The sequence below is a fragment of the Sphingobium herbicidovorans genome (assembly GCF_002080435.1).
In the GTDB taxonomy this organism is placed as follows: domain Bacteria; phylum Pseudomonadota; class Alphaproteobacteria; order Sphingomonadales; family Sphingomonadaceae; genus Sphingobium; species Sphingobium herbicidovorans.
Genome location: NZ_CP020538.1, coordinates 16,880 through 40,717 on the forward strand (window position 1 = coordinate 16,880; position 23,838 = coordinate 40,717).

The following is a 23,838-nucleotide window of genomic DNA, read 5'->3' on the forward strand; positions in this document are numbered from 1 at the left end:
GAGGCGGTCCAATGTGGGGAAACTGCCGAAACGTGCCGGATGCCTCAACGGCATTTGTGTCTCAAAGTGTAACGATCTTGAAAAACGGCGCTTTTGCGGGCGTCCTTGCATCAGAGGGTGAATGATGAGGGCATTTCTTTTTCCGGGGCAGGGCAGTCAGTCGGTGGGCATGGGCAAGGCGCTGGCCGAAGCAAGCCCGGCTGCGAGGGAGTTGTTTCAGGAGGTCGATGACGCCCTGTCGCAGCATTTGTTCCGCATCATGGTGGAAGGCCCGGAAAGCGACCTGACCCTCACCGCAAATGCGCAACCGGCGATCATGGCCAACGCCCTTGCCACGCTGCGCGTGATGCAGCGGGAGGGCGGCTTTGCGCTGGCGGACAAGGGTGACTTCGTCGCAGGGCACAGCCTGGGCGAATATAGCGCGCTCTGCGCCGCCGAAGCATTCGACATCGGCACGACGTCGCGTCTTTTGAAGCTGCGCGGGCAGGCGATGCAGGCCGCCGTGCCGGTGGGCGAGGGCGCGATGGCTGCCTTGCTGGGCGCGGACATCGAAAAGGCGCAGGCGCTGGCCGATGCTGCCGCCGAAGGCGAAGTCTGCACCGTCGCCAATGATAATGATCCGACGCAGGTCGTCATCTCCGGTCATCGCGGTGCGATCGAGCGAGCCGTGGCGTTGGTGAAGGATCATGGGATCAAGCGCGGCGTCCTGCTCCCCGTGTCCGCGCCGTTCCATTGCCCGCTGATGCAGCCCGCCGCCGATGCGATGGAACAAGCGCTGGGCAAGGCGACGATCAACGCGCCGCTGCTCCCCGTCTACGCCAATGTCCTGGCCGCGCCCATCGCCGATCCCGAAGAGATAAAGGCGCGCCTGGTCGAACAGGTAACCGGCCGCGTCCGCTGGCGCGAATCCGTCGCCGCCATGTGGGAAGCAGGCGTCACCGACTTTGTCGAACTGGGCGGCAAGGTGCTCGGCCCCATGGTCAAGCGCATCGCCCCCGACGCGACCGTGCGCAGCGTCGTGACTATGGACGATATCGAGGCGGCGCTGGCTTCCTTCTGATTCACGCGGAGACGCGGGGGCGCGGAGGGGTTTTGGTCGATATCGATCGCATTAGTGGAGATGTCCTTGACGTTGCGCTGCGGATGCATCGCGAACTGGGGCCTGGCCTGCTCGAAAGCGTTTATGAAATGATCCTGGCGGCCAAATTGACCGCCTTGGGCCATGCAGTCGAGCGGCAGCGGCCGGTCGATATCGAATATGAGGGATTGAGATTTGATGCAGCCTTCCGGATAGACTTGCTCGTCGCTGGACGCCTGCTGGTGGAGATTAAATCAACCGAGCGGCTCAGCCCCGCTCATGGCAAGCAACTGCTCACATATTTGCGACTGACCGGGCAGCCCGTCGGGCTGCTGATCAATTTTGGCGGCGCTACGCTGAAGGAGGGAGTAAAGCGCATAGTCAACGACTATCGACCCTCCGCGGCTCCGCGCCTCCGCGTGAACCAAAAAGGAAACTGACATGTTCGATCTGACAGGCATGACCGCGCTGGTGACCGGCGCTTCGGGCGGTATCGGTTCCGCCATTGCCAGGGCGCTCGCAGCGCAGGGGGCGACGCTCGCGCTTTCGGGCAGCAATGAGGATAAGCTGACAGCCTTCGCGGCGGAACTGGGCGGCGATCACAAGACGCTGGTGTGCAATCTGTCCGATCCCGCTTCCGTCGATGCGCTGGTCCCGCAGGCGGTCGAGGCGCTGGGCGGCAAGATCGACATCCTCGTCAACAATGCCGGCATCACCCGCGACAATCTGGTCATGCGGATGAAGGACGATGAATGGTCCGACGTCATCTCCGTCAATCTGGAAGCAGCGTTCCGCCTTGCCCGCGCCGCCGCCAAGCCGATGATGAAAGCGCGCTTCGGCCGCATCATTTCGATCACCTCGATCGTCGGCGTCACCGGCAATCCGGGACAGAGCAACTACGCCGCGTCAAAGGCGGGTATTATCGGCATGTCCAAGTCGCTGGGCCAGGAACTGGCGAGCCGCGGCATCACCGTCAATTGCGTCGCGCCCGGCTTCATCCGCTCCGCCATGACCGATGCGCTTAACGACGCGCAGAAGGGCGCAATCCTGCAAAAAATCCCCGCCGGGGATCTTGGCAATGGTGAGGATATCGGCGCTGCCGTCGTCTATCTCGCCAGTCGGGAAGCGGGCTATGTCACCGGCCAGACGCTGCACGTGAACGGCGGCATGGCGATGATCTGAGGCCGCCGCGATTCGAGCCTGCGTCCGCGCTCGCCTGTTTTCAACCGGACGGCCTTGTGCCATCCACGCACATGGAGCAGGCGGGAATCGTGCGTTTTGATCGTTTCTTGCCTCTTGCCTCTGCCGGGGCTTGGCTCTAGGGCATGCCTTAACAAATATTCACAACCATCAACGATACCCAGTAAAAAGGACCACTCATGAGTGAGACCGCGGATCGCGTTAAGAAAATCGTCGTCGAACATCTGGGCGTCGAAGCCGAAAAGGTGACCGAGGATGCAAGCTTCATCGACGATCTGGGCGCAGACAGCCTGGACATCGTTGAGCTGGTGATGGCCTTCGAAGAAGAATTCGGCGTCGAAATTCCCGACGATGCGGCTGAGAAGATCGCCACCGTCAAGGACGCGATCGACTATATCGACAGCAAGCAGTAAGAATGTTTCGCGGCCCGCCTGCAATGGCAGGGCCGCATGCGTTTGGAAGGAAATGGCTCCTCCTGTCCGGTAGCACCGGGTCTTGGGGAGCCTTTTCGTATCTGGACCGCCGTTCACAACCGCTGTCGAAGCGGCTAAGGAGCGGCGCAAGCCTTAAGAAGATTTTCGGAGCAGATATATGCGTCGCGTCGTTGTAACCGGCCTTGGCATGGTGAGCCCCCTGGGCGGAGATGTCGAAACCACGTGGAAGAACATCCTCGCGTCCAAATCCGGCGCGGCCACGATCGCGCGCTTCGACGCCAGCGAATATAAGTGCCGCATCGCCTGCGAAGTGAAGCCCGCAGACCATGAATATGGCTATGATCCCTCGTTCGACGTCGATCACAAGATCCAGCGGCAGGTCGATCCCTTCATCGTCTATGGTATTTCCGCCGCCAGCCAGGCGCTGCGCGACGCCGGCCTCGACAATATGAGCGAGGAAGAACGCCTGCGTGCGGGCTGCTCCATCGGTTCGGGCATCGGCGGTCTGCCGGGCATCGAAAGCGAATCGCTGGTGCTCGCGAACAAGGGGCCGGGCCGCGTTTCGCCGCACTTCGTTCACGGTCGCCTTATCAACCTGATCTCCGGTCAGGTCTCGATCAAATATGGCCTCATGGGTCCGAACCACGCCGTGGTCACCGCCTGCTCGACCGGCGCGCACTCCATTGGCGACGCGGCGCGCATGATCGCGATGGACGACGCCGACGTCATGCTCGCTGGCGGCGCGGAAAGCGCGATCTGCCCGATCGGCATTGCCGGTTTCGCCCAGGCGCGCGCGCTTTCGACCGCCTTCAACGACACGCCGGAAAAGGCTTCGCGTCCCTATGACGTCAACCGCGACGGCTTCGTCATGGGCGAGGGCGCGGGCGTGGTCGTGCTGGAAGAATATGAACATGCCAAAAAGCGCGGCGCGCATATCTATGCCGAGGTGATCGGCTACGGCCTGTCGGGCGACGCCTATCATGTCACCGCCCCGCATCCCGAAGGCAGCGGCGGCTATCGCTCGATGGAAATGGCGCTGAAAAAGTCGGGCCTCAGCCTCGCCGACATCGACTATGTGAACGCGCATGGTACATCCACCCCGCTCGGCGACGAGCTGGAACTGGGCGCGGTCAAGCGGCTGTTCGGCGACAATATCTCGACCATGTCGATGAGCAGCACCAAGTCCGCCATCGGCCACCTGCTGGGCGGCGCGGGTGCGGTGGAAAGCATTTTCTGCATTCTGGCCATGCGTGACCAGATCGTCCCGCCAACGCTGAACCTGGACGAACCCAGCGAAAGCTGCGTCGGCGTCGACCTGGTCCCCCATGTGGCGAAGGAGCGCAAGGTGCGCGCGGTGCTCAACAACAGCTTCGGCTTTGGCGGCACCAACGCCTCGCTCATCATGAAGGCGATCTGATATATCCATGCGGCGGTTCGGGCTTGCCATCCTTGCGATCGGCCTGGCCGTCGCCGCCTTTGTGGCGTTCCGCTTCGTCTATGGCTGGTCGGAAGCCGGCCCCGCGCCGCGTGATATCACCGTCATCGTGCCCGAAGGCGCCAGCGTCGCCGCCGCCGCCGTCCTGTTGAAGCAGGCGGGCGTCGTGCGATCCGCCGACGCCTTCCTGACGCGCACCAAGGTTTTCGGGCGCGGCAAGTCGATCAAGGCGGGCGAGTTCCTGATCCCCAAGGGCGCCAGCAATTCGGACATTTTCTCGATCCTGCAAGGTGGCAAGACGCTCACCCGGCTCGTGACGATCCCGGAAGGCATGCCCTCCATCCTCGTCCACGAACGGTTGATGGCGAACGAGGAATTGACCGGCGACGTCGCCGTCCCCGCCGAGGGCAGCGTCCTCCCCGACAGCTATGCCTTTGACAAAGGCGAAAGCCGCGCCGCCGTGTTGAAGCGGATGCAGGACGCCATGACCCGCACGCTCGCCAAACTATGGGCGCAGCGCGCGCCCAACACCGTCGCCAAATCGCCTAGCGAAGCGATCATCCTCGCCAGCATCGTGGAAAAGGAAACGGCCGTGCCGTCCGAACGGCCAACAGTCGCGGGCGTCTATGGCAATCGCCTGAAAACCGGCATGATGCTTCAGGCGGACCCGACGATCATCTACCCCATCACCAAGGGCAAGCCGCTAGGCCGCCGCATCAAAAAGTCCGAGATCGCGGCGCTCAACGACTATAACACCTATGCGATGACCGGCCTGCCCAAGGGACCGATCGCCAATCCCGGTCGCCTGTCGATCCTGGCGGTCCTGCATCCCGCCGAGACAAAGGCGCTCTATTTCGTCGCGGACGGGAAGGGCGGCCATATCTTCGCTGACACGCTGGAAGAGCATAACCAGAATGTCCGCAAATGGTTCGAGATCCGCCGTGCACGCGGAGAGCTTTGAGGGCTGGGGCGGAGGGCCTCTGATCGTCGGTTGACCCGGAATGGCGAGCGTCTGTAAGCGACCAGAGCCGGTCATTTATCCGGCTTTATGTCATCATCTAAACCGGACGCTGACGGAAAACACCTGATTGTCGGACGCATATCCAGATAGGCATTCAGCCACTTAATTGTTCTGCAATCGAAATCGGCGATCAGGACAAGATGGACGCGATCTATTCCCTCTTTTTCGTCTGCTACGCCGCGGGCTTCCTCTTGGTCGCTTTCTTGTGGCGTTGGTATCTCCTTCCAATCGGCGCAGGCCTCTTGTTGCTTCTATGGTGGACCATAAGGGGCGTTTTCAATGAGGATTCGCCCGGTGTCATTATCGCAGCGCCCATGGTCGGCCTCGCGTTCCTTGGTGTCCTTGCCGGGCTTCTCGCTGCGCTGATTGTCTTATCGACGCGAAAATTTGCGCGCCGTTGGGCGTCGCCAATGGTAATTCTGCCAGCCACGTTCTTTACGGTGCCGGTCTTCGTATTCGGGCTGTTCTTCTGGCAGCAGGCGAACCTAAAGGCGCATAGAGCGCCGCCCTCGGCTTCATGCCTTACCCGTCTGCATCCCGTCGTCTTGGGTGGCACGGCATTGACGCTGCCGCTCGCCCCGGCATTTTCGGTCGGGCAGGGCCGCGAATATGATCCCAGCTATCCACTCGATGTGAACGAAAAGGCGCGCGAATTCTGCGCTAAAACGTCAGCCGGGCCTATCAAAATCACGAATTTGACCGCGCGGCTGACGCCCGATTACACGCGGCATCTCACCGTCCGTAGGTCGGCCTTTTGCGCCAGCGTGAAACCCTATGGGTGGTGGCATGATCTCTGCCGTCGCGAACATGACGACAATCCCCCTTCCGACTACCCACGCGAAGTCTCATTTTATGTGCTGGGCGAATACAACTCGCGCAAGATGCACGCCTTTTCGTCCGACGAACTGGAAAGACTAAAGGTGGATGGACTAACGGCCGAAGAACTGGGCCGAGGCGTGCGGCGCTTTGGTGATGGACACTACTCGTATTTCACCCGCCGCGATGTGCCCGGCTATCTGGCGCGCTGCTATGCAACCGGACCCATGAAGACCGATCTGGCGTGTGTCGCTGGCTATCGGCTAACATCCCGGATCGGGATCATCTATGAGTTCCTCACGCCAGCAGATACCTTCGCCGAAAAATCCGCGTCTTTCGATCAACGAGCGCGGCAGGTTTTCGACAGTCTCAAATAATAGGCGTAGCTTCGAGATGGCCCACCTGTCGGAAACCACATGATTTCCGTGCAGGGGTAACGCACTGCTGCTGAAATTCGGTCGAGTCCGATGTCCCGAACCCTCCACTACCCATCCTACTGTCCGACAATCACTGTCGGATTGTGGAAGCGCCCGACAATCTTGCAAGTGGGGTTTTCCGTCACCTTAGAACGACCGCTATAGCGCTATGCTCTCCTGTAAGCAGCCAGTCCGCTCCCCACCCTTTCACGACATAGCAACCGTTCGGAGCCTGATGCCAAGTTCCAGAACGCCTCAACCCAAATCCTAGTGCAAAACCCCCTTCGCCCGGCACCGCCGCGCGTATAGCCATTGCCCCACCGCAACCGCCACGATCACCGCCGGAAACACGGCAGCGCCAGCCCCCTTCACCGCCAGCAAATCCGTGCCCAGAAAGCTGTAGCCAAACTGCACGACCACCCCGATCACGCACAGCCCGAACAAGGGCGCCGCCACGGCCTTGCGCATCAGCAGCATCGCCGCACCCAGCGTCCCGGAGCAAACCGCCACCGCATAGGCGCCCCACGCCCATCCCGGCATCCCCGCAAATATCCGCGCCGTATAGGGATCGCTCTTCGCCAACGCCGCAAGATCCGCTGTATATTGCATGATGAACGCCGCCACGCCGATCAGATTCCACAGCAGCAGAACAAGCGCGATGATCGTGAAGGATCGTGATGTGGACATGCGTGTTTCCCCTGCATGATGCCCTTTGCGCCTTTGCGGCGAAGCGAGCATATAGAGGTCGGCGATCGCGCGAAAGCGTGCGCCCTTACAGGGAGACATGACGATGCTGGGACGTTCCGTGCCTGATGTGACGCTGAAAACCCGCGTGCGCGACGAAAGCGTCGGAGGGCCCAATCCCTTCCGTTGGGAAGATGTCCAGACCGGCGATCTGTTCAAGGGCAAGCGCGTGGTCGTATTCTCGCTGCCGGGGGCTTTCACGCCGACCTGCTCGACCGAACAATGCCCCGCCTTTGAACGCTTCTACGACGATTTCAAGGCGCTGGGCGTCGATGACGTCTATTGCGTGTCGGTCAACGATGCTTTCGTCATGTATCAGTGGGGCAAGCATCTGGGCGTCAGGAATGTGAAGCTGCTGCCCGATGGGTCGGGCGATTTTACCCGCCGCATGGGCATGCTGGTGAAGAAGGATCATCTTGGCTTTGGCGACCGTAGCTGGCGCTATGCGATGGTGGTCGATGACGGCAAGGTCGTCGCCTGGTTCGAGGAGCCGGGCATCAATGACATTGGCGAGGATGACGACCCCTATGGCGAAACCCGGCCGGAACCGGTGCTGGAGTGGTTGAAGGAGCATGCCGCTGGCTGATCCGTCCGGGGCGGGGGCGCCGATCATCCTGACGGCGCTCATGGGCGCGGAGGATTTCGCCTGGGCGGACGGATTGCGGCGCGCGCATTTCCCAGCCGGGCGCAATGTCGTGCCTGCACACATCACATTGTTCCACCATCTGCCCCCGTCGCTGCTGCCGGAACTTGCAGCGCGGATGAAGCATATCTGCGCCGCTCCGCCGCCTCTCGCTATCGTCAATGGCGTTCTGCTGCTCGGCCGCGGCGTCGCCTTTGATGTGCGCAGCGACGGGCTGCTGGAGATATGGCATGAACTGGCGGATGCCTTTACCGGCCTGCTGACGCCGCAGGATCAGGCGCACCCGCGTTTCCACATCACCGTGCAGAATAAGGTGGAGCCTTCCGCCGCTCGCGCGCTGGCCGACAGTCTGAAGGCGGACTTTCGCACCCGCCCGCTCAAGATCGCGGGGCTGGCGGCGTGGCATTATCGGGAAGGCGGCTCCTGGGATCTGGCGAAGAAGGCCAGCTTCCGCTCAGCGCGCATCCTCATATAGCTCCAGCGGTAACCCGTCGGGATCAGCGAAGAAAGTGAAACGCTGCCCCGTATAGGGATCGATCCGAACGGCCTCGCAGGGGACTCCCGCTGCCTCCAGCCGGGCGATCTCCCGATCCAGCTCCTCCACGCAAAAGGCCAGGTGCCGCAGGCCGCACGCCTCGGGACGCGAGGGGCGGGGCGGGGGCGAGGGGAAGGAGAAAAGCTCGATCTGCGCATTGCCCGCGTCCAGATCGCATTTCCACGATTGCCGTTCTTCCCGCCAAACTTCGCGGATGATGGGCAGGCCCAATATCTCCGCATAGAAATGCCGGGACCGTGGATAATCGGAACAGATGATCGCGATATGGTGGATGCAGCGCATGGCCTTCGCTGCCTAGCATGCGTTGCCCGCCGTCGGAACCTTGATCCCCCCGGCTGGCGCGCCTACACCCCGTCCATGAGCTATGCCCCCTATCCCGCGCTCCGCCTGCGCCGCACCCGCGCAGCGGCCTGGAGCCGCGCCATGCACGCCGAAATCCGCCTTCATCCCAGCGACCTCATCTGGCCGCTCTTCGTCACCGAAGGGCAGGGCGTGGAGGAGCCGATCGGCTCGCTTCCCGGTGTGTCGCGCTGGTCGGTGGACGGGATTGCCGCCCGCGCAAGGGAAGCTCGCGATGCAGGCATTCCCTGCCTGGCGCTGTTTCCCAATACGCAGCCCGACCGGCGCAGCGATGACGGCGCCGAGGCGCTGAACCCCGACAATCTCATGTGCCGCGCCATCCGCGCGATCAAGGACGCCGTGCCGGACATCGGCGTTCTGACCGATGTGGCGCTCGACCCCTATACCGCCCATGGTCAGGACGGGCTGCTCGATGAGGCGGGCTATGTCATCAACGACGCCACCATCGACGTCCTGATCGGCCAGTCGCTCAATCAGGCGGCGGCGGGCGCGGACATCATCGCGCCCAGCGACATGATGGACGGTCGCGTCGGCGCGATCCGCGAGGCGCTGGAGGAAGAAGGCCAAGCCAATGTCCAGATCATGGCCTATGCCGCCAAATATGCGAGCGCCTTCTACGGCCCGTTCCGCGACGCGGTCGGCTCCAGCGGCCTGCTGAAAGGCGACAAGAAAAGCTATCAGATGGACCCCGCCAACAGCGAGGAAGCGCTACGCGAAGTCGCGCTCGACCTGGCGGAAGGGGCCGACAGCGTCATGGTGAAGCCGGGCCTGCCCTATCTCGACATCATCGCCAGGGTGAAGGACCGGTTCGAAGTGCCCGTATTCGCCTATCAGGTGTCGGGCGAATATGCGATGATCGAAGCCGCTGCCGCTGCGGGCGCAGGGGATCGCGATGCTCTGGTGCTGGAAACGCTGCTGGCGTTCAAGCGCGCCGGATGCTCGGGCGTCCTGACCTACCACGCGCTCCATGCCGCGCGGCTGCTGGGAGCCTGACGCCATGCCTGATCACCCGCACGCTGCCCAGCCAGATCATCCCGGCGCGACCATCCTGACCTTCGCGGGCAAGACTCCGGTCATCCATCCCAGCGCCTTTATCGCGCCGGGCTGCCGCATCATCGGCAATGTGGAAATCGGGCCGGACGCCAGCATCTGGTATAATTGCGTGGTTCGCGGCGACGTGAACAAAATCCGCATCGGCGCGCGGACGAATATCCAGGACGGCAGCGTCATTCATTGCGACGGCCCGGATGCCAGCCGCCCGGAAGGCTGGCCCACCATCATCGGCGATGATGTGCTGATCGGTCACATGGCCATGATTCACGGTTGCGAATTGAAGGACCGCGCCTTTGTCGGTCTGGGCGCTGTCGTCATGAATGGCTGCGTCATCGAAAGCGACGCAATGCTGGCGGCCGGGGCGTTGCTGTCGCCTGGAAAGTCCATCCTCCATCGCCAGCTTTGGGCGGGCCGCCCGGCCAAATATATGCGTGACCTGACCGACGAAGCGCTCATCGGCATGCGCGAGGGCGTGGACCGCTACGTCCATAACGCAAAAGCGCACAAGGGCGCGCTGAAGGGGACAGCGATTTAGGTCCAGCTTGTGACGTCCCGAAGTGTCAGGGCTGCGCCAGCCGACTCTTGATGGCGTCGAGCCGGTCGTTCTGCGAATCGACGATGGCGAGGGCCGCTTTTCGCGCCGTGTCGATCTGATCGACGGTGCCTTCGGCCTTGCCCTCGGCCAGCGCGTTGCTGCGCTGGACATATAGCGTGTCGAGGCTGGCCAGCGCCGAAACGCTGTCGTTACGCGCCGCCTCCAATGCGCTGATCGCTAGTTGCGCGGACACCCACGCTTCGCTCGATACGGCGGAACCGGCGGCTGCCCGCGCGGTCCGGTCCGCCGCAGGCCATGCCTTGTCGAACGCATCGTTACCGGCCTGCGCCTGACGGGCGAGCCGGTCGACCTGCGCCTGCACGGCGGGGTCGGCCTCCACCGCTACCGACGCGGCGGGAACCTCGCCCACCGGCGCATTTTCCACCGCCCGCTTGGCGAGTGACGGATAGCCCGTCAGCGTCCCCGCGCAGCCGGAAAGGAAGAGGGCGAAAGTGGGGAGCAGCCGACGCAGGATCATCGCGTTGATCTAGGGCGGGAAAGGACCGCGCGCAATGGCGTCAGCGCGGCAACGCCGCCGCCGTCCGAGCCAGCGCCTCGATCTTCGCAGGGTCGATTGGCCCTTTGGGCACGACCCAGCTGCCGCCGACGCATTTGACGAAGGGTTCGGCCAGCCATTTCGGCGCGCTTTCCGCCGTGATGCCGCCGGTGGGGCAAAAGCGCGCCATGTGCAGCGGCGCGGCCAGCGCCTTCAACGCGGGCAGGCCACCGGATGTCTCCGCCGGAAAGAATTTGAAATGGGTAAGGCCAAGGTCCAGCCCCCGCATGATGTCCGCCGCCGTCGCCGTGCCCGGCAGGAAAGGGATGCGCGCCGCAACCGCTGCCTTGCCCAGTGGTTCGGTCAGGCCGGGACTGACGATGAAGCGCGCGCCCGCTTCCATCGCGGCGTCGAGCTGCGAAGGGTTCAGCACCGTGCCCGCGCCCACCACCGCGCCGTCCACCTTCGCCATTTCACGGATCACGTCGAGCGCGGCGGGGGTGCGCAGCGTGACTTCCAGCGCGGGCAGACCCCCCTTCACCAGAGCCTGTGCGAGGGGCAGGGCGTCCTCGACCCTGTCGACCACCAGCACCGGAATGACCGGCGCCAGTTCCATGACCTGTTCAACGCTCAAGGACATTATTTCTTCTCCCGAAAGGCGGCGGCAGCGCCATAAAGCCCGATTTCTTCGTGCACGGCGAGACGGATGGGGACGGTCGCCATCAGGCTTTCGAAGCGGCCCTTGGCTTTGAAACGCCGGTGAAAACCGCTGTTGGGAAGCAATGCGCGCATCCGCTGCGTCAGCCCCCCGGCCAGCACCACGGCATGCGGCCCTTGCGCGAGCGCGAGGTCGCCGACGACCGAACCATAGCACATGCAAAAGCGATCAAACGCCGCGCGCGCGAACGCGTCCGTCCCGTCGATCGCCGCCTGCCACAGCTCCGGGTCCTCCATCAGCATGACGCGGTCATGGCCGATGGTCGCCATCGCCTTGTAGATATTGTTGAGGCCCGGTCCCGACACGATCCGCTCGGTCGATACGCGCAGGAACTTGTCGCGCAGATAGGCCAGGATCTTTTCCTCCAGCGGGTCGAGCGGCGCGAAGTCCAGATGTCCGCCCTCGGTCGCGATCACATGCGGTTCGCCGTCATCGAAGGCAATCATCGCGACGCCAAGGCCCGTGCCCGGCCCCACCACCGTGACGCCGCCATCCTCGGGAAAGGGCCGGTCCTCGCCGAACAGCAGCGGCAGGTTATCCTGGGGCAGCCGCGCGACGGCATGGGCGACCGCCTCGAAATCATTGACCAGCCGCATCTGTGTGAGGCCCAGATCCTCGTCCAGCGTATCTGGCCGGATCGTCCAGCTGCTGTTGGTCAGCTTGATGACGTCGCGCCCGATCGCGGTGGCAAAGGCGATCGACGCCGCCTTGGGCAGGTCGTCGCCCTCATCCCGGGCGAACGCCGCCCAGCAGGCTTGCAGGCTGGGGAAGTCCGCAACCTTGTATTTGCGCACCTTGCCCAGCGTAGGCACGTTGCGCGCGCTCAGCTTCGCGCGGGCGAAGCGTGCGTTGGTGCCGCCAATGTCGGCGGCGATGATGTCGGTCATGGGACCTCTCCATTCATGGCGTCATCCCGACGAAAGCCGGGATCTCGTGGTGCCGGGCCGTGCCCTCTCGCCCAGAGACGCCAGCCTTCGCTGGCATGACGGGTGGGGGATTAAAGCTCGCTTTCCATCGCCGCCAGCACCGGCGACGCGCCCTGTTCCGCAAGATCGCTATGGCGCCGGAACAGCGCAAACAGTTCGCGGCCCGTGTCATAGGGCGAGGGCGGCGGGACCGGCATGTCCCGCGCGTCCCATTCCGCCGCATCGACCAGAGCCTCGACCAGTCCTTCCTGCGCGCAAACACGCACCATGTCGCCGTCGCGCAGCTTCGCGATGGGACCGCCGCCCAATGCCTCGGGCGAAAGATGAATTGCCGCTGGCACCTTGCCCGAAGCGCCCGACATGCGCCCGTCCGTCAGCAGCGCGACGCGGAATCCGCGATCCTGCAACACGCCCAGCGCCGGGGTCAGCTTGTGCAGTTCGGGCATGCCGTTGGCGCGCGGTCCCTGGAACCGCATTACCACGACGACGTCGCGTTCCAGCTCGCCCGCCTTGAATGCGCGCAGCACATCATCCTGATCGTGAAAGATCGCGGCGGGCGCTTCGACGGTCCAGCGTTCCTTGTCCACCGCGCTCACCTTCATGACGCAGCGGCCCAGATTGCCCGCCAGCAACCGCATGCCGCCATCGGGGCTGAAGGGATTGGACACCGGCCGCAGGATCGTCTCGTCGCGCGAGGCGGGGACATCACGCCATTGCAGCGCCTCATCCTCCAGCACCGGCTCCTTGCCGTAATCGGTCAGCCCTTCCCGCGCGACCGTCAGTATGTCCCTGTGCAGCAGGCCATTGTCCAGCAATTCCCGGATCACGACCGACATGCCGCCCGCCGCGTGAAAATGGTTCACGTCGCCCGCGCCATTGGGATAGACCCGCGCCAGCAGCGGCACGACATCGGAAATCTCGGCAAAGTCGGTCCAGTCCACATGGATGCCCGCCGCCCGCGCAATGGCCGGAACATGGATCGCATGGTTGGTCGATCCGCCCGTCGCCATCAGGCCGATGATCGCGTTGACGATCGCCTTTTCGTCAATGCAATGGCCCAGCGGCCTGTAATCGTCGCCGTCCCAGCCGATGGCCGCCAGCCGATGCACCGCCGCCCGCGTCAGTTCGCTGCGCAGCTTCGTGCCCGGATTGACGAAGGACGCGCAGGGCATGTGCAGGCCCATCACTTCCATCATCATCTGGTTGCTGTTGGCCGTGCCGTAGAATGTGCAGGTGCCCGCGCCATGATAGCTGGCGCTTTCCGATTCCAGCAGCTCCTCCTTGCCGACCTTCCCCTCGGCATAAAGCTGCCTGATCCGCACCTTTTCCTTGTTGGGGAGGCCCGACGGCATCGGTCCGGCGGGGATCAGGATGGTGGGCAGATGCCCGAAGCGCAGCGCGCCGATCAACAGGCCCGGCACAATCTTGTCGCATATGCCCAGCAGCGCCGCGCCCTCGAACATCGCGTGGCTCAGCGCCACGGCGGTCGACAGCGCGATCGTGTCGCGGGAAAATAGCGACAGGTCCATGCCCGCCTGGCCCTGCGTCACGCCGTCGCACATGGCGGGCACGCCGCCCGCGACCTGCGCCGTCGCGCCCACTTCGCGCGCGGCAATCTTGATCGCTTCGGGATAGCGGCCATAGGGCTGATGCGCCGACAGCATGTCGTTATAGGCGGTGACGATGCCGATGTTCATCGCGCTGCCGGTGCGGATGGCTGGCTTGTCCTCGCCGCTCGCGGCAAAGGCGTGGGCCAGGTTCCCGCAACTCAACTGCGTGCGATTTGTGCCCGCATCGCGCCCGCGCTCGATCAGGTCGAGATATTGGCGGCGGCGCGGGGCGCTACGCTTCACAATGCGCTCGGTGACCTTGGCGATCACCGGATGAAGATCAGTCATGCCAGCTCGCTCCGTCTCGTTCAATCAAGGCAATGGCTGAGGACGGTCCCCAGTTCCCCGCCGCATAGGGTGAAGGCTTTATTCCCGCCTCTTTCCACCCATCGATGATCGAATCGATCCACGTCCACTGCGCCTCAACCTCGTCGCGGCGCACGAACAGCGTCTGGTCGCCCGCGAGCAGGTCCAGGATCAGCCTTTCATAGGCGATGCGGCGGCGCTGCCCGGCAAATGCGGCGGTCAGCGACACGTCCAGGGTCACTTCCTCCAGCCGCACGTCGCGTTCCAGCCCCGGCCTCTTGCTCATGATCAGCAGCTGGATGAATTCTTCCGGCTGCAACCGGATGATGAGGGTGTTGGGCTCCAGCCCCGACCCATGGCCGTCGCGACCGAATATCGAATGCCGCACGGGCTTGAACTGAATCTGGATTTCCGACTGGCGCGCGGGCATCCGCTTGCCGGTCCGCAGGTAGAAGGGCACGCCTTGCCAGCGCCAATTGTCGATATGGGCCTTCAGCGCGACGAAGGTTTCCGTATCCGAAGGCTTGCCCAGTTCGTCGGCATAGCCGGTGACGATCTCCCCGCCGACCGCGCCCGGCGTATATTGGCCGCGAACGCTGTTGGCCTTGACCGTCTCGGCCGTCAACGGTCGAAGCGAGCGCAGTGCTTTCACCTTTTCATCGCGCACGGCGGTCGGATCCATGCGGGCGGGCGGTTCCATCGCGATGATCGACAAGATCTGCAACACATGGTTCTGCACCATGTCGCGCAGCGCGCCCACGCCGTCATAATAGGAAACGCGCCCTTCCAGGCCGACCGTCTCGCCCACGGTGATCTGGACATGGTCGATCGCGGTCGCGTTCCAAAGCGGCTCGAACATCACATTGCCGAACCGCAGGGCGAGCAGGTTTTGCACCGTTTCCTTGCCCAGATAGTGATCGACACGGAATATCTGGCTTTCGTCGAACAGCGCGCCGATGCCGTTGTTCACCTCCTTGGAAGAGGCAAGATCCTTGCCGATCGGCTTTTCCATGGCGATGCGCGTCGTTGGCGTGATCAACCCCGCCTCGGCCAGACCCTGCGCCGTGGGCGCGAACAGGGAAGGGGGTGTCGACAGATAGACCGACAGGCCTCTTTCCGCGCGGCCATCCAGCCGCTTGGCCAATTTCCTGAACTGCGCCGCATTGCCCGCTTCCACGGGCTGGTAAAAGATAATCGCCCTCAACCGCGTGGCGACGTCCGCGTCATAACGGTCGGCGCCGAGGAACTTCTGCAAAGCCTTGTCGATGTCGGCGCGAAAGGCTTCGTCGTCCATCTCGGTACGGCCCGATGCGACGATCATGAAGTCTTCAGGCAGCAGGCCGTCGGCCAGTAGATTGTAGAGCGAGGGGAAAATCATGCGATGCGCCAGATCGCCGGTCGCACCGAATAGCAGGAATGTGGCAGACGGATCGGTCAAAGGATGCCCTTTTCCGTTTTGAGGATAGGTCAGGTCTGCACGAAACGGTCCTATAGCGGGTGAGTTTCGTTACGCAAGCACGCTATCCGCGCTGGCGGCCCGCCGCAACCGCCTGAAAATAATCTGGGGCGGCCTCGCTGATTTTTGTCTGGACGCTGGCGGCTGATTTTGCCATTTGGCGCCAGCAACCATGCACGCGGGCGTGGTGAAACTGGTAGACGCGCCGGACTCAAAATCCGGTTCCGAAAGGAGTGTCGGTTCGATTCCGACCGCCCGCACCATATCCCTTTGATCGATTGATGTAAAAATGGCCCGGCAGCATGACGCCACCGGGCCAGGTGAGCTTTTACAAAGTAAAAGCCTCGGGTCGCGGTACGTCTCCTAACGCGCAATCATGACAATTCTAGTTAATGATCGCCCTTTCATCCATTTTGGATCAGATAGTCCGAAATGGATGGGTTCGCGCGGGGCGCTATTTCTTCGCGGGTTGTGCCTTGAACCAGGGGATCAGCCGCCTGATCGCTTCCTCGACGCGGTCTGTCGATACGGCAAAGCTGATGCGGATGTGCCGCCGCCCATCGACCGGGTCGAAATCGATCCCCGGAGCGGTCGCCACCCCCGTCTCCTCCAGCAGCTTCTGGCAGAAGGACAGGCTGTCATCCGTCAAATGCCCGACATCGGCATAGATGTAGAAGGCCCCGTCGGGCGGCGCGATTTCCTTGAGGCCGAGCGCTGGCAGCGCCGCCAGCAGCAGCTCGCGGTTGCGCCGATAGGTGGCGACATGCCCGTCCAGCTCATCGACGCAGTCGAACGCCTTTAACCCAGCATGTTGAGCGAGGGACGGGGGCGTCAGGAACAAATTTCCCATCCGCGCCCGCGCCGCGTCGATCAGCGCCGGGGGAAACAGCACCCATCCCAACCGCCAGCCCGCCATGGAGAAATATTTGGAAAAGCTGTTCACGACCACGGCATCGGGCGCGAACTCCAGCATGGAATGGGCCGGTTCGCCATAGGACAGGCCATGATAGATCTCGTCCGACACGATCCTTATGCCGCGCCGGGCGCAGACTTGCGCGATTCGCGCCAGTTCGTCCGCTGGTATGATCGTTCCTGTAGGATTGGCCGGGCTTGCGATTATGACGCCGTCTGGAGCTGGTTCCATCGCCTCCAGCGCCGCCGCGCTGATCTGGTAGCGTTCGGCTGGCCCGCAATCGACCTCCACCGGCTCGAGATACAGGGCCTTCAGCGTATTGCGATACGCCACATAGCCCGGCCGCGCCGTCGCCACCCGCGCGCCCGGCGCGAACAGGCAACTGAGCGCCAGAACCAGCCCTGGCGACGCGCCGCAGGTCAGCAATATCTGTTCGGGCTTCACCGCCACGCCATGGCGATCGGCATAGAGCCGCGCGATCCGTTCTTTCAGCGCAGGGCTTTCCCAATAGCCCATCGGGTCGCTGTCCAATATCCGATGCGCCTCGGCGATGGCGGCGCTCGGCGCGCCGGTCGAAGGCTGCCCGAATTCCATGTGCAGGATGGATCGCCCCTGCGCCTCCAGCCGGTGCGCTTCAACGCCGATGGCGATGGCGTGGAAAGGATCGATCTGGGCAATCATGCCGCGCCTATTACCCGCCCTGCAACCTTGTCACAATCGCGGCGTTGAGCATCCCTGTGAACGAAACCATCCTCGACGCCCTCCAATATTATGGCGCCGGAGCCGCGACGGTCGCCGCTCTCATCGTCTCCCTCAATCTCGGCCGCCGCATCACGGGCTGGGCGTTCGTCCTGTTCGTCACCTCGTCGCTGGCGCTGATAGGCTGGGGCTTCTTTCAGGAGGACAGCGAAGGCATCGGCTATCAAAATATCGCGCTGCTGTTCATCAACATGGTCGGCGTCTGGCGCTACCTCATCTCCAAGCACAAGCCGCGCGACTGACGCGCCTCACTCGGAAATCCACACCTCCACCGACACCTGATGCTGGCACAGCGCCACACGGATCGGCAGCTCCTTGACCGGCCCGCCAGCCAGCGCGCGATCATACACCGCCTTCTTCGCCGCCCCGCCGATTTGCAGGAAGATATGCCGGCTCTTCAATATCGCATGCGCGCTCAGCGACATGCGCTGGTGCGGCGCGGCGGGCGGCGTCACCGTCAGCGTCAGCGCGCTGGTGGAAAGCCCTTCCGCCAACTCCTTAGCCTGCGGAAATAGCGACGCGGTATGACCATCTTCCCCCATGCCCAGCAAGACGATGTCGAGCGGCCATGGGAGCGCCGCAAAACCCGCCTCACACGCCGCCTGCCCCGCATAAGCATCGGCAGCCCCATTCTTCATCGGCACGAACCGCGCCCTTGCAGCCTCGCCGCGCAGCAACGTCTCGCGCACCAACCGCTCATTGCTGTCCGCATGATCCGGAGCCACCCAGCGCTCATCGACCAGCGTGACGACCACCTTCTCCCAATCCAGCGCCGCGTCCGACAGCGCCTCCAGCACGGGCCGGGGCGACCGCCCGCCGGACAGGGCGATGGTCGCCACGCCTCGCGCGGCGATGGCGTCGCCCAGAACCACGGTGATCCGCCGCGCCATGTCCGCCGCCGCCAGCGCGCCGTCGATGAAAAGATGTTCAGTAGGCATGTCGCTCAATTCTCTTCAACTAGGGTGCAGATATCGACCCACCGCGCCCCGGTCAGTTCCGCCAGCCGCGCAGGCGTCATCTCCACCGAAGCCGTCCGCGATCCGGCGGCCGGAAAAACAGTCTCGAAATCCCGCAAGGATATATCGCAATAGACGGGCAGGGGGGAGGCAAGCCCGAACGGGCATACGCCGCCCACCGGATGGCCGGTCAGACCCTCGACCTCCTCCAGTCCCAGCATGCGCGGCTTTGCCCCCAGCGCGGCCTTCGCCTTGCCATTATGAAGCCGCGCGTCACCTCGCGCGACGACCAGCGCCGCTTCGTCCCCCACCCGCAGCGACAATGTCTTGGCGATTCGCGCCGGAACGACGCCCAAGGCCTCCGCCGCTTCGTTGACCGTGGCGGTACTCACTCCCTGGTCGATGATGGCGACATCGGGCGCATGCGTGGAAAAGAAGGCGCGAACCGACTCCTCGCTCATTCGGGGCGAATCTCGGTCAGCTTGCGCTCCCACGCCAGGGCATGTGTCACGATCTGGTCGAGATCGGCATATTGCGGCTTCCACGGAAATTCGGCCATGATCGCGCGATTGTCGGAAATCAGCGCATCCGGATCGCCCGCGCGCCGCCCCTCCATCCGCCGGTCGATCTTCAGGTTCGTCACCCGATCCACCGCATCCAGCACCTCCAGCACGGAAAAACCGCGCCCATAGCCGCAGTTGAGCAGATAATTCTGCTCGGGCTTCGCCATCAACGCCTCCAGCGCCAGCACATGCGCCGCCGCCAGATCGGTGACATGGATATAGTCGCGTACCCCGGTGCCATCGGGCGTGTCGAAGTCGGTCCCGAACACCGAAACCGCCTCACGCTTGCCCAGCGCCGCTTCTACCGCAACCTTGATCAAATGCGTCGCGCCCGCCGTCGATTGGCCCGTCCGTCCCGCCGGATCGGCCCCGGCCACGTTGAAATAACGCAGCGCGCAGAAATTCATCGCATGCGCCGCGCTGACGTCGCGCAGCATATATTCGGTCATCAGCTTCGACATGCCATAGGGATTGATGGGCCGCTGCGGCGTCGTTTCCTTGACCGGGCTTTCCTCCGGGATGCCGTATGTCGCCGCTGTCGAGGAAAAGATGAAATGCGGCACGCCTTGCCGAACGACGCTTTCGATCAGGTCGCGCGTCTTGGCGCTGTTGTTATGATAATATTTCAGCGGATTTTCGACCGATTCCGGCACCACGACCGATCCGGCGAAGTGCATCACCGCCTTCACGTCATGGTCACGCAGCGCCTTCTGCACCAGCGGCTGGTCGGAAATATCGCCCTGCACAAAAGCCACATCATCGGGGATCGCCCAGCGGAAACCCGTCACCAGATTGTCGATCACCACGACGCCATAACCCGCGTCGCGCAAAGCTAGCACCGCATGGCTGCCAATATAACCGGCGCCGCCTGTCACCAGAACCGTGGGCTTTTCGCTCATAAGAAGTGAAGTCTCCCGAAAATGTCGGGCGAGACCTAACCAACTGTGATCCCGATTGACAGCCCATAGATGCTGCGGTGCAAGGCAGGGCGGTTCACACGCCCGATATCATGCGAACCAGCACAAAATGTCCGGGATAAACCACGCCCAACCGACCTTTCAAACCTCCGTTCGTCTCCCCCAAACCGCGGTTCTGGCCCCCAACCACCGTTCGGGCTGAGCCTGTCGAAGGCCACTCCCAACCCCCAGCCAGGCAACCCAACCTCAAGCTGCGGCCTTCACCTCTTCACCATAAAAGGTCGTCCCGCTCGCCGCCATGTCCTGCAACTGCACCGTAGGGGCAAAGCGGTCCCCGTGCCGCGCGGCCAGCCGCTCCAGCACCGCCACCACATGACCGATGCCGACCGTGTCCATGTGGCTGAACGGCCCGCCGGTCCAGGGCGCAAAGCCCCAGCCGAAGATCGCGCCCAGGTCGCCATCCTCCACCGTCTCCAGCACGCCTTCCTCATAGCAGCGCGCGCATTCCACCAGTTGCCGGTAGAGCAGCCGTTCCTTCACCTCCTCGACATCGGGCTGAATGGCCGCGCGCGGAAACATGTCGTTCAATCCCGGCCACAGATGCTTTTTGCCGCCCTCGGGATAGTCGTACCATCCCTTGCCATTCTTGCGCCCCAGCCGCCCCAGCTCCACCATCCGCGCCATCACCGCGTCGGAAGGCTGCGCGACATAGGCGTCGCCCAGTTCCTTCTGCGCCGCCAGAACGATCTTGTGTCCCAGTTCGATGGACACCTCGTCGCCCACGGCCAGCGGCCCGACCGGCATGCCCAATTGCCGCCCGGCATTTTCGATGAGCGCCGGGTTGATCCCCTCGGCGACCATCTCGACGCCTTCCTGCACATAGGTCGCAAAGCAGCGCGACGTATAGAAACCGCGCGAGTCATTGACGACGATGGGCGTCTTTTTGATCTGGGCGACGAAATCCATCGCCTTGGCGATAGCCGCCGGGCCGGTTTCCTTGCCCAGAATGATCTCGACCAGAGGCATCTTTTCGACCGGGGAAAAGAAATGAATGCCGATGAAATTCTCCGGCTTGCTCCATGCCTTGGCCAGCTTGGTGATCGGCAGGGTGGATGTATTGGACCCGAAGATCACATCGGGGCCCAGCACTTCCTCCACCTTTTTCGTCACCTCGGCCTTGATCGCGACATCCTCGAATACCGCCTCGATCACGAAGTCCGCCCCGGCGAGCGCCGCGAAATCCGTGGTCGGCGTCACCCGCGCCAGCGTCTCCGCCATTTTCTCAGGCGTCATGCCTTTGCCCAGCCGCTTCTTCAGCTGTTCTTCGACATGCGCCTTGCCCTTTTCCGCATAGGCCAGGTCACGGTCGAACAGCACGACCTCCATGCCCGCCTGCGCCGCCACGGTGGCGATACCAGCACCCATCATGCCCGCGCCCAACATGGCCAGCTTCTTCGTCGGAGCCTTGGGCTGATCCTTGGGCCGCCGCGCGCCGCGCTCGGCGGCGTTCTTGTTGACGAACAGGCTGCGGATCATGTTCGCGGCCTGTGGGTCCGCCGCCACCTTGGCGAAATATTTGCTCTCGACCTGTATGGCCCGGTCGAACGGCAGCATCGCCCCTTCATAGACCGCCGACAGCAGCGCAACCGGCGCGTTCATGTTCCGCTGCGTCTGCTTCAGCGTCATGGGCATGGCGCCGACCATCGTCTGCACAAAGCCGGGGTTGAACTGACCAGCGCCGCCGGGGATTTTGAAGCCCTTGACGTCCCATGGCTGGCTGCTGGCGGAAGGATTGGCCTTCACCCATTCCTTCGCCTTCTGAACGGCGGTCCCCTGCGGCGCCACCTCATCCACGACCTTCAGCATCGCGGCCTCGGCGGGCCGGAACAGCTTGCCCTGCAACATGTAAAGCAGCGCGGCCTGCACACCCATGATGCGCGGCAGGCGCTGCGATCCGCCGCCGCCGGGAAACAGGCCGATCAATATCTCGGGCAGGCCCAGTTGCGTCTTGCTGTTGTCGCCCACCACCCGCCGATGACACGCCAGCGCCAGCTCAAACCCGCCGCCTACGCATGTGCCCTCGATCGCACAGGCCACCGGCTTTCCACATGTCTCCAGCCGCCGAAACAGCTGATTAAGGACGAAAACCTTGCCGAAAATCTCGGCCGGGGCAGGGCGCTTTCCCGCGCCGCTCACCAGCATCGACCCGAAATATTTGAGGTCCATGCCCGCCATGAAGCCGCTGTCCTTGCCCGACGCAATGACCGCGCCCTTGATCCCTTCCTCCGCCGAAATCCGCGTGATCGCGGCGTCCAGATCGGTCAGGAATTCCGGCCCGATGACGTTCATCGACTGGCCCGGCACATCAATGGTCAGCAAGGCGATGCCGTCGCCGTCAATGTCGAAGCTGATGGTCTGCATAATCCTGTCTCCCGGCTCTTACCTCCGTTCGCCCTGAGCCTGTCGAAGGGCGTTTGCGCCGGGCTTCGACAAGCCCAGCCCGAACGGAGTTTGTTCTCTCAGATTCGCTCGATGATGATCCCGGTGCCCATGCCCGCGCCCACGCACAGGTTGATGAGCGCCGTGCCCTTGCCGGACCGCTCCAGCTCATCCAGCGCCGTTCCCAGCACCATCGCCCCGGTCGCGCCCAGCGGATGGCCCATGGCGATCGCGCCGCCATTGACGTTTATCTTGTCGTGGTCGAGGTCCATCGCCTGCATGTAGCGCAGCACGACGCTCGCAAAGGCCTCGTTCAGCTCCCACAGGTCGATGTCGTGGCTGCTCATGCCGGCCCGGTTGAGCAGCTTGCCCGCGACGAACTCAGGTCCGGTCAGCATGATCAGAGGTTCCGACCCGATAGACGCCATCGCCTTGATCCGGGCGCGCGGCTTCAGGCCATATTTCTCGCCCATCTCCTTGTTGCCGACCAGCACCGCCGCCGCGCCATCGACGATGCCGGAGCTGTTTCCGGCATGATGGACATGGTTGATCCGCTCCAGCTCGGGATATTTCAGCAGCGCGACCGCATCGAAGCCCGGCATGTCCTCGCCCAGCGCAGCAAAGCTCGGCTTCAGTGCGGCGAGCGACTGCATCGTGGCGTCGGGCCGCATATGTTCGTCATGGTCCAGCGCGACCTGGCCGATCACATCGCGCACCGGCACGATCGACCTTGCAAAGCGTCCCTCGTCCCAGGCCGCCTTGGCCCGCCGCTGGCTTTCCACGGCATAGGCGTCGGCGTCGTCGCGGCTGATCCCGAACTTGGTCGCGATTACATCGGCGCCGATACCCTGTGGCGCGAAATAGGTCTTGTAGGCGACCGCCGGGTCCATTGCGATCGCGCCGCCGTCCGATGACATCGGCACCCGGCTCATCGATTCGACCCCGCCGCCGATCGCCAGGCCCGCCTCACCGGAATAGATTTTGGCCGCCGCCATGTTCACCGCTTCCAGTCCCGACGCGCAGAAACGGTTGATCTGCACGCCCGGCACCGTCTGGGCGTAGTCGGCGTTCAGCACAGCCGCGCGGGCGATGTCGCCGCCCTGTTCGCCGATGGGGGTGACGCATCCCAGGATCACATCGTCCACATCCGCCGTGTCGATGTCGCTGCGGTCCCGTACCGCCTCCAGCACCTGCGTCGCCAGCTGTATCGGCGTGATTTCGTGCAGCGACCCGTCCGGCTTGCCGCGCCCGCGCGGCGTCCTGACGGCATCATAGATAAAGACTTCCATCGCTTTCTCATTCCTCTCCGCTGGCGTCGCAAATGTATTTACGTTTACGTAAAGTGCAAGCCCTTCCGAAAACGCGTTCAACCCGCCACCTCATTCTTGCATTCGCCCCTTTGCGGACCCATCGCGGTTCCAGCGGGTT

General features: G+C 63.4%; 25 protein-coding genes and 1 tRNA gene. 13 read left to right on the forward strand and 13 right to left on the reverse strand.

Features of this window, described 5'->3' with window-relative positions:
* Positions 1 to 124: 124 nt before the first annotated feature.
* From fabD to B6S01_RS00145, 7 genes are all read left to right on the forward strand, one after another.
* Complete coding sequence (gene fabD / locus B6S01_RS00115; RefSeq protein WP_037466834.1) at positions 125 to 1,060, forward strand: ACP S-malonyltransferase; 936 nt, start codon at positions 125 to 127, stop codon at positions 1,058 to 1,060.
* A gap of 32 nt (positions 1,061 to 1,092) precedes the next feature.
* Complete coding sequence (locus B6S01_RS00120) at positions 1,093 to 1,518, forward strand: GxxExxY protein (protein WP_037466552.1); 426 nt, start codon at positions 1,093 to 1,095, stop codon at positions 1,516 to 1,518.
* A gap of 1 nt (position 1,519) precedes the next feature.
* Complete coding sequence (fabG, locus tag B6S01_RS00125; RefSeq protein WP_037466555.1) at positions 1,520 to 2,260, forward strand: 3-oxoacyl-[acyl-carrier-protein] reductase; 741 nt, start codon at positions 1,520 to 1,522, stop codon at positions 2,258 to 2,260.
* A 197-nt stretch (positions 2,261 to 2,457) separates the two neighbouring features.
* The gene (locus B6S01_RS00130; protein ID WP_007689016.1) at positions 2,458 to 2,691 is read left to right on the forward strand and encodes an acyl carrier protein; all 234 of its coding nucleotides are present in this window, start codon (positions 2,458 to 2,460) and stop codon (positions 2,689 to 2,691) included.
* Between the two features lie 178 nt (positions 2,692 to 2,869).
* Complete coding sequence (fabF, locus tag B6S01_RS00135) at positions 2,870 to 4,129, forward strand: beta-ketoacyl-ACP synthase II (RefSeq protein WP_037466558.1); 1,260 nt, start codon at positions 2,870 to 2,872, stop codon at positions 4,127 to 4,129.
* Positions 4,130 to 4,136: 7 nt separating this feature from the next.
* On the forward strand, positions 4,137 to 5,108 hold the full coding sequence (gene mltG, locus B6S01_RS00140) for an endolytic transglycosylase MltG (protein ID WP_037466562.1): 972 nt from the start codon (positions 4,137 to 4,139) through the stop codon (positions 5,106 to 5,108).
* 470 nt (positions 5,109 to 5,578) lie between these two features.
* Complete coding sequence (locus B6S01_RS00145) at positions 5,579 to 6,361, forward strand: hypothetical protein (RefSeq protein ID WP_156103371.1); 783 nt, start codon at positions 5,579 to 5,581, stop codon at positions 6,359 to 6,361.
* Positions 6,362 to 6,667: 306 nt separating this feature from the next.
* Here B6S01_RS00145 and B6S01_RS00150 read toward each other — a convergent pair whose 3' ends face one another.
* Positions 6,668 to 7,087, reverse strand: a complete 420-nt coding sequence (locus B6S01_RS00150) for a hypothetical protein (RefSeq protein ID WP_037466836.1) — start codon at positions 7,085 to 7,087, stop codon at positions 6,668 to 6,670.
* A gap of 103 nt (positions 7,088 to 7,190) precedes the next feature.
* On the opposite strand from B6S01_RS00150, the gene B6S01_RS00155 reads away from it, so the two are divergent.
* On the forward strand, positions 7,191 to 7,730 hold the full coding sequence (locus tag B6S01_RS00155) for a peroxiredoxin (RefSeq protein WP_037466838.1): 540 nt from the start codon (positions 7,191 to 7,193) through the stop codon (positions 7,728 to 7,730).
* Positions 7,717 to 8,262 carry a 2'-5' RNA ligase family protein gene (locus tag B6S01_RS00160; RefSeq protein WP_231568012.1) on the forward strand — a complete coding sequence of 182 codons (546 nt, stop codon included), beginning with the start codon at positions 7,717 to 7,719 and terminating at the stop codon, positions 8,260 to 8,262. The genes B6S01_RS00155 and B6S01_RS00160 overlap by 14 nt, the downstream gene beginning before the upstream one ends.
* Here B6S01_RS00160 and gloA2 read toward each other — a convergent pair.
* Positions 8,242 to 8,625, reverse strand: coding sequence for an SMU1112c/YaeR family gloxylase I-like metalloprotein (gene gloA2 / locus B6S01_RS00165; protein ID WP_037466570.1), 384 nt, complete (start codon positions 8,623 to 8,625; stop codon positions 8,242 to 8,244). The two genes, B6S01_RS00160 and gloA2, sit on opposite strands and share 21 nt — an antisense overlap.
* A 75-nt stretch (positions 8,626 to 8,700) precedes the next feature.
* Here gloA2 and hemB point away from each other — a divergent pair, with 75 nt between their 5' ends.
* A complete protein-coding gene (gene hemB, locus B6S01_RS00170) occupies positions 8,701 to 9,696 on the forward strand; it encodes a porphobilinogen synthase (protein WP_037466573.1) in 996 nt (331 codons plus the stop codon).
* Between the two features lie 4 nt (positions 9,697 to 9,700).
* A complete protein-coding gene (locus tag B6S01_RS00175) occupies positions 9,701 to 10,291 on the forward strand; it encodes a gamma carbonic anhydrase family protein (protein WP_037466843.1) in 591 nt (196 codons plus the stop codon).
* A gap of 25 nt (positions 10,292 to 10,316) precedes the next feature.
* Here B6S01_RS00175 and B6S01_RS00180 read toward each other — a convergent pair whose 3' ends face one another.
* The 5 genes from B6S01_RS00180 to zwf form a co-directional block, all read right to left on the reverse strand.
* Complete coding sequence (locus tag B6S01_RS00180) at positions 10,317 to 10,829, reverse strand: hypothetical protein (RefSeq protein WP_037466576.1); 513 nt, start codon at positions 10,827 to 10,829, stop codon at positions 10,317 to 10,319.
* Between the two features lie 40 nt (positions 10,830 to 10,869).
* Positions 10,870 to 11,487 carry a bifunctional 4-hydroxy-2-oxoglutarate aldolase/2-dehydro-3-deoxy-phosphogluconate aldolase gene (gene eda, locus B6S01_RS00185; protein WP_037466578.1) on the reverse strand — a complete coding sequence of 206 codons (618 nt, stop codon included), beginning with the start codon at positions 11,485 to 11,487 and terminating at the stop codon, positions 10,870 to 10,872.
* Positions 11,487 to 12,452: a glucokinase gene (gene glk, locus B6S01_RS00190; RefSeq protein ID WP_037466581.1), complete on the reverse strand. Its 966-nt coding sequence runs from the start codon at positions 12,450 to 12,452 to the stop codon at positions 11,487 to 11,489. The genes eda and glk overlap by 1 nt, the downstream gene beginning before the upstream one ends.
* Positions 12,453 to 12,562: 110 nt before the next feature.
* The gene (gene edd / locus B6S01_RS00195; protein WP_037466583.1) at positions 12,563 to 14,389 is read right to left on the reverse strand and encodes a phosphogluconate dehydratase; all 1,827 of its coding nucleotides are present in this window, start codon (positions 14,387 to 14,389) and stop codon (positions 12,563 to 12,565) included.
* On the reverse strand, positions 14,382 to 15,845 hold the full coding sequence (gene zwf, locus B6S01_RS00200; protein ID WP_037466586.1) for a glucose-6-phosphate dehydrogenase: 1,464 nt from the start codon (positions 15,843 to 15,845) through the stop codon (positions 14,382 to 14,384). The genes edd and zwf overlap by 8 nt, the downstream gene beginning before the upstream one ends.
* A 196-nt stretch (positions 15,846 to 16,041) precedes the next feature.
* Here zwf and B6S01_RS00205 point away from each other — a divergent pair.
* A tRNA-Leu gene (locus B6S01_RS00205) sits at positions 16,042 to 16,126 on the forward strand.
* A 191-nt stretch (positions 16,127 to 16,317) separates the two neighbouring features.
* On the opposite strand, the gene B6S01_RS00210 is transcribed toward B6S01_RS00205, so the two are convergent.
* Positions 16,318 to 17,457 (reverse strand): aminotransferase class I/II-fold pyridoxal phosphate-dependent enzyme, encoded by a 1,140-nt coding sequence (locus B6S01_RS00210; protein ID WP_037466589.1) that lies wholly within the window; start codon positions 17,455 to 17,457, stop codon positions 16,318 to 16,320.
* Positions 17,458 to 17,513: 56 nt separating this feature from the next.
* On the opposite strand from B6S01_RS00210, the gene B6S01_RS00215 reads away from it, so the two are divergent.
* Positions 17,514 to 17,777 (forward strand): hypothetical protein, encoded by a 264-nt coding sequence (locus B6S01_RS00215; RefSeq protein ID WP_037466845.1) that lies wholly within the window; start codon positions 17,514 to 17,516, stop codon positions 17,775 to 17,777.
* 6 nt (positions 17,778 to 17,783) lie between these two features.
* Here the strand turns inward: B6S01_RS00215 and pgl are convergent, their stop codons facing one another.
* The 5 genes from pgl to B6S01_RS00240 form a co-directional block, all read right to left on the reverse strand.
* Positions 17,784 to 18,473 carry a 6-phosphogluconolactonase gene (pgl, locus tag B6S01_RS00220; RefSeq protein ID WP_037466592.1) on the reverse strand — a complete coding sequence of 230 codons (690 nt, stop codon included), beginning with the start codon at positions 18,471 to 18,473 and terminating at the stop codon, positions 17,784 to 17,786.
* A gap of 5 nt (positions 18,474 to 18,478) precedes the next feature.
* The gene (locus B6S01_RS00225; protein ID WP_037466594.1) at positions 18,479 to 18,952 is read right to left on the reverse strand and encodes a YbaK/EbsC family protein; all 474 of its coding nucleotides are present in this window, start codon (positions 18,950 to 18,952) and stop codon (positions 18,479 to 18,481) included.
* Positions 18,949 to 19,953: a UDP-glucose 4-epimerase GalE gene (gene galE, locus B6S01_RS00230; protein ID WP_037466596.1), complete on the reverse strand. Its 1,005-nt coding sequence runs from the start codon at positions 19,951 to 19,953 to the stop codon at positions 18,949 to 18,951. The genes B6S01_RS00225 and galE overlap by 4 nt, the downstream gene beginning before the upstream one ends.
* A gap of 264 nt (positions 19,954 to 20,217) precedes the next feature.
* Positions 20,218 to 22,392 (reverse strand): 3-hydroxyacyl-CoA dehydrogenase NAD-binding domain-containing protein, encoded by a 2,175-nt coding sequence (locus B6S01_RS00235; protein ID WP_037466599.1) that lies wholly within the window; start codon positions 22,390 to 22,392, stop codon positions 20,218 to 20,220.
* A gap of 98 nt (positions 22,393 to 22,490) precedes the next feature.
* Entirely contained in the window at positions 22,491 to 23,699 is a 1,209-nt protein-coding gene (locus B6S01_RS00240; RefSeq protein WP_037466601.1) for an acetyl-CoA C-acetyltransferase, read from the reverse strand.
* Between the last annotated feature and the right edge of the window lie 139 nt (positions 23,700 to 23,838).

Coding starts and splice junctions, on each gene's coding strand:
- fabD (WP_037466834.1), top strand. CDS start 125: ATGAGGGCATTTCTTTTTCCGGGGCAGGGCAGTCAGTCGGTGGGCATG.
- fabG (WP_037466555.1), top strand. CDS start 1,520: ATGTTCGATCTGACAGGCATGACCGCGCTGGTGACCGGCGCTTCGGGC.
- B6S01_RS00130 (WP_007689016.1), top strand. CDS start 2,458: ATGAGTGAGACCGCGGATCGCGTTAAGAAAATCGTCGTCGAACATCTG.
- fabF (WP_037466558.1), top strand. CDS start 2,870: ATGCGTCGCGTCGTTGTAACCGGCCTTGGCATGGTGAGCCCCCTGGGC.
- mltG (WP_037466562.1), top strand. CDS start 4,137: ATGCGGCGGTTCGGGCTTGCCATCCTTGCGATCGGCCTGGCCGTCGCC.
- B6S01_RS00145 (WP_156103371.1), top strand. CDS start 5,579: ATGGTAATTCTGCCAGCCACGTTCTTTACGGTGCCGGTCTTCGTATTC.
- B6S01_RS00150 (WP_037466836.1), bottom strand. CDS start 7,087: ATGTCCACATCACGATCCTTCACGATCATCGCGCTTGTTCTGCTGCTG.
- B6S01_RS00155 (WP_037466838.1), top strand. CDS start 7,191: ATGCTGGGACGTTCCGTGCCTGATGTGACGCTGAAAACCCGCGTGCGC.
- B6S01_RS00160 (WP_231568012.1), top strand. CDS start 7,717: ATGCCGCTGGCTGATCCGTCCGGGGCGGGGGCGCCGATCATCCTGACG.
- gloA2 (WP_037466570.1), bottom strand. CDS start 8,625: ATGCGCTGCATCCACCATATCGCGATCATCTGTTCCGATTATCCACGG.
- hemB (WP_037466573.1), top strand. CDS start 8,701: ATGAGCTATGCCCCCTATCCCGCGCTCCGCCTGCGCCGCACCCGCGCA.
- B6S01_RS00175 (WP_037466843.1), top strand. CDS start 9,701: ATGCCTGATCACCCGCACGCTGCCCAGCCAGATCATCCCGGCGCGACC.
- B6S01_RS00180 (WP_037466576.1), bottom strand. CDS start 10,829: ATGATCCTGCGTCGGCTGCTCCCCACTTTCGCCCTCTTCCTTTCCGGC.
- eda (WP_037466578.1), bottom strand. CDS start 11,487: ATGTCCTTGAGCGTTGAACAGGTCATGGAACTGGCGCCGGTCATTCCG.
- glk (WP_037466581.1), bottom strand. CDS start 12,452: ATGACCGACATCATCGCCGCCGACATTGGCGGCACCAACGCACGCTTC.
- edd (WP_037466583.1), bottom strand. CDS start 14,389: ATGACTGATCTTCATCCGGTGATCGCCAAGGTCACCGAGCGCATTGTG.
- B6S01_RS00210 (WP_037466589.1), bottom strand. CDS start 17,457: ATGATTGCCCAGATCGATCCTTTCCACGCCATCGCCATCGGCGTTGAA.
- pgl (WP_037466592.1), bottom strand. CDS start 18,473: ATGCCTACTGAACATCTTTTCATCGACGGCGCGCTGGCGGCGGCGGAC.
- B6S01_RS00225 (WP_037466594.1), bottom strand. CDS start 18,952: ATGAGCGAGGAGTCGGTTCGCGCCTTCTTTTCCACGCATGCGCCCGAT.
- galE (WP_037466596.1), bottom strand. CDS start 19,953: ATGAGCGAAAAGCCCACGGTTCTGGTGACAGGCGGCGCCGGTTATATT.
- B6S01_RS00235 (WP_037466599.1), bottom strand. CDS start 22,392: ATGCAGACCATCAGCTTCGACATTGACGGCGACGGCATCGCCTTGCTG.
- B6S01_RS00240 (WP_037466601.1), bottom strand. CDS start 23,699: ATGGAAGTCTTTATCTATGATGCCGTCAGGACGCCGCGCGGGCGCGGC.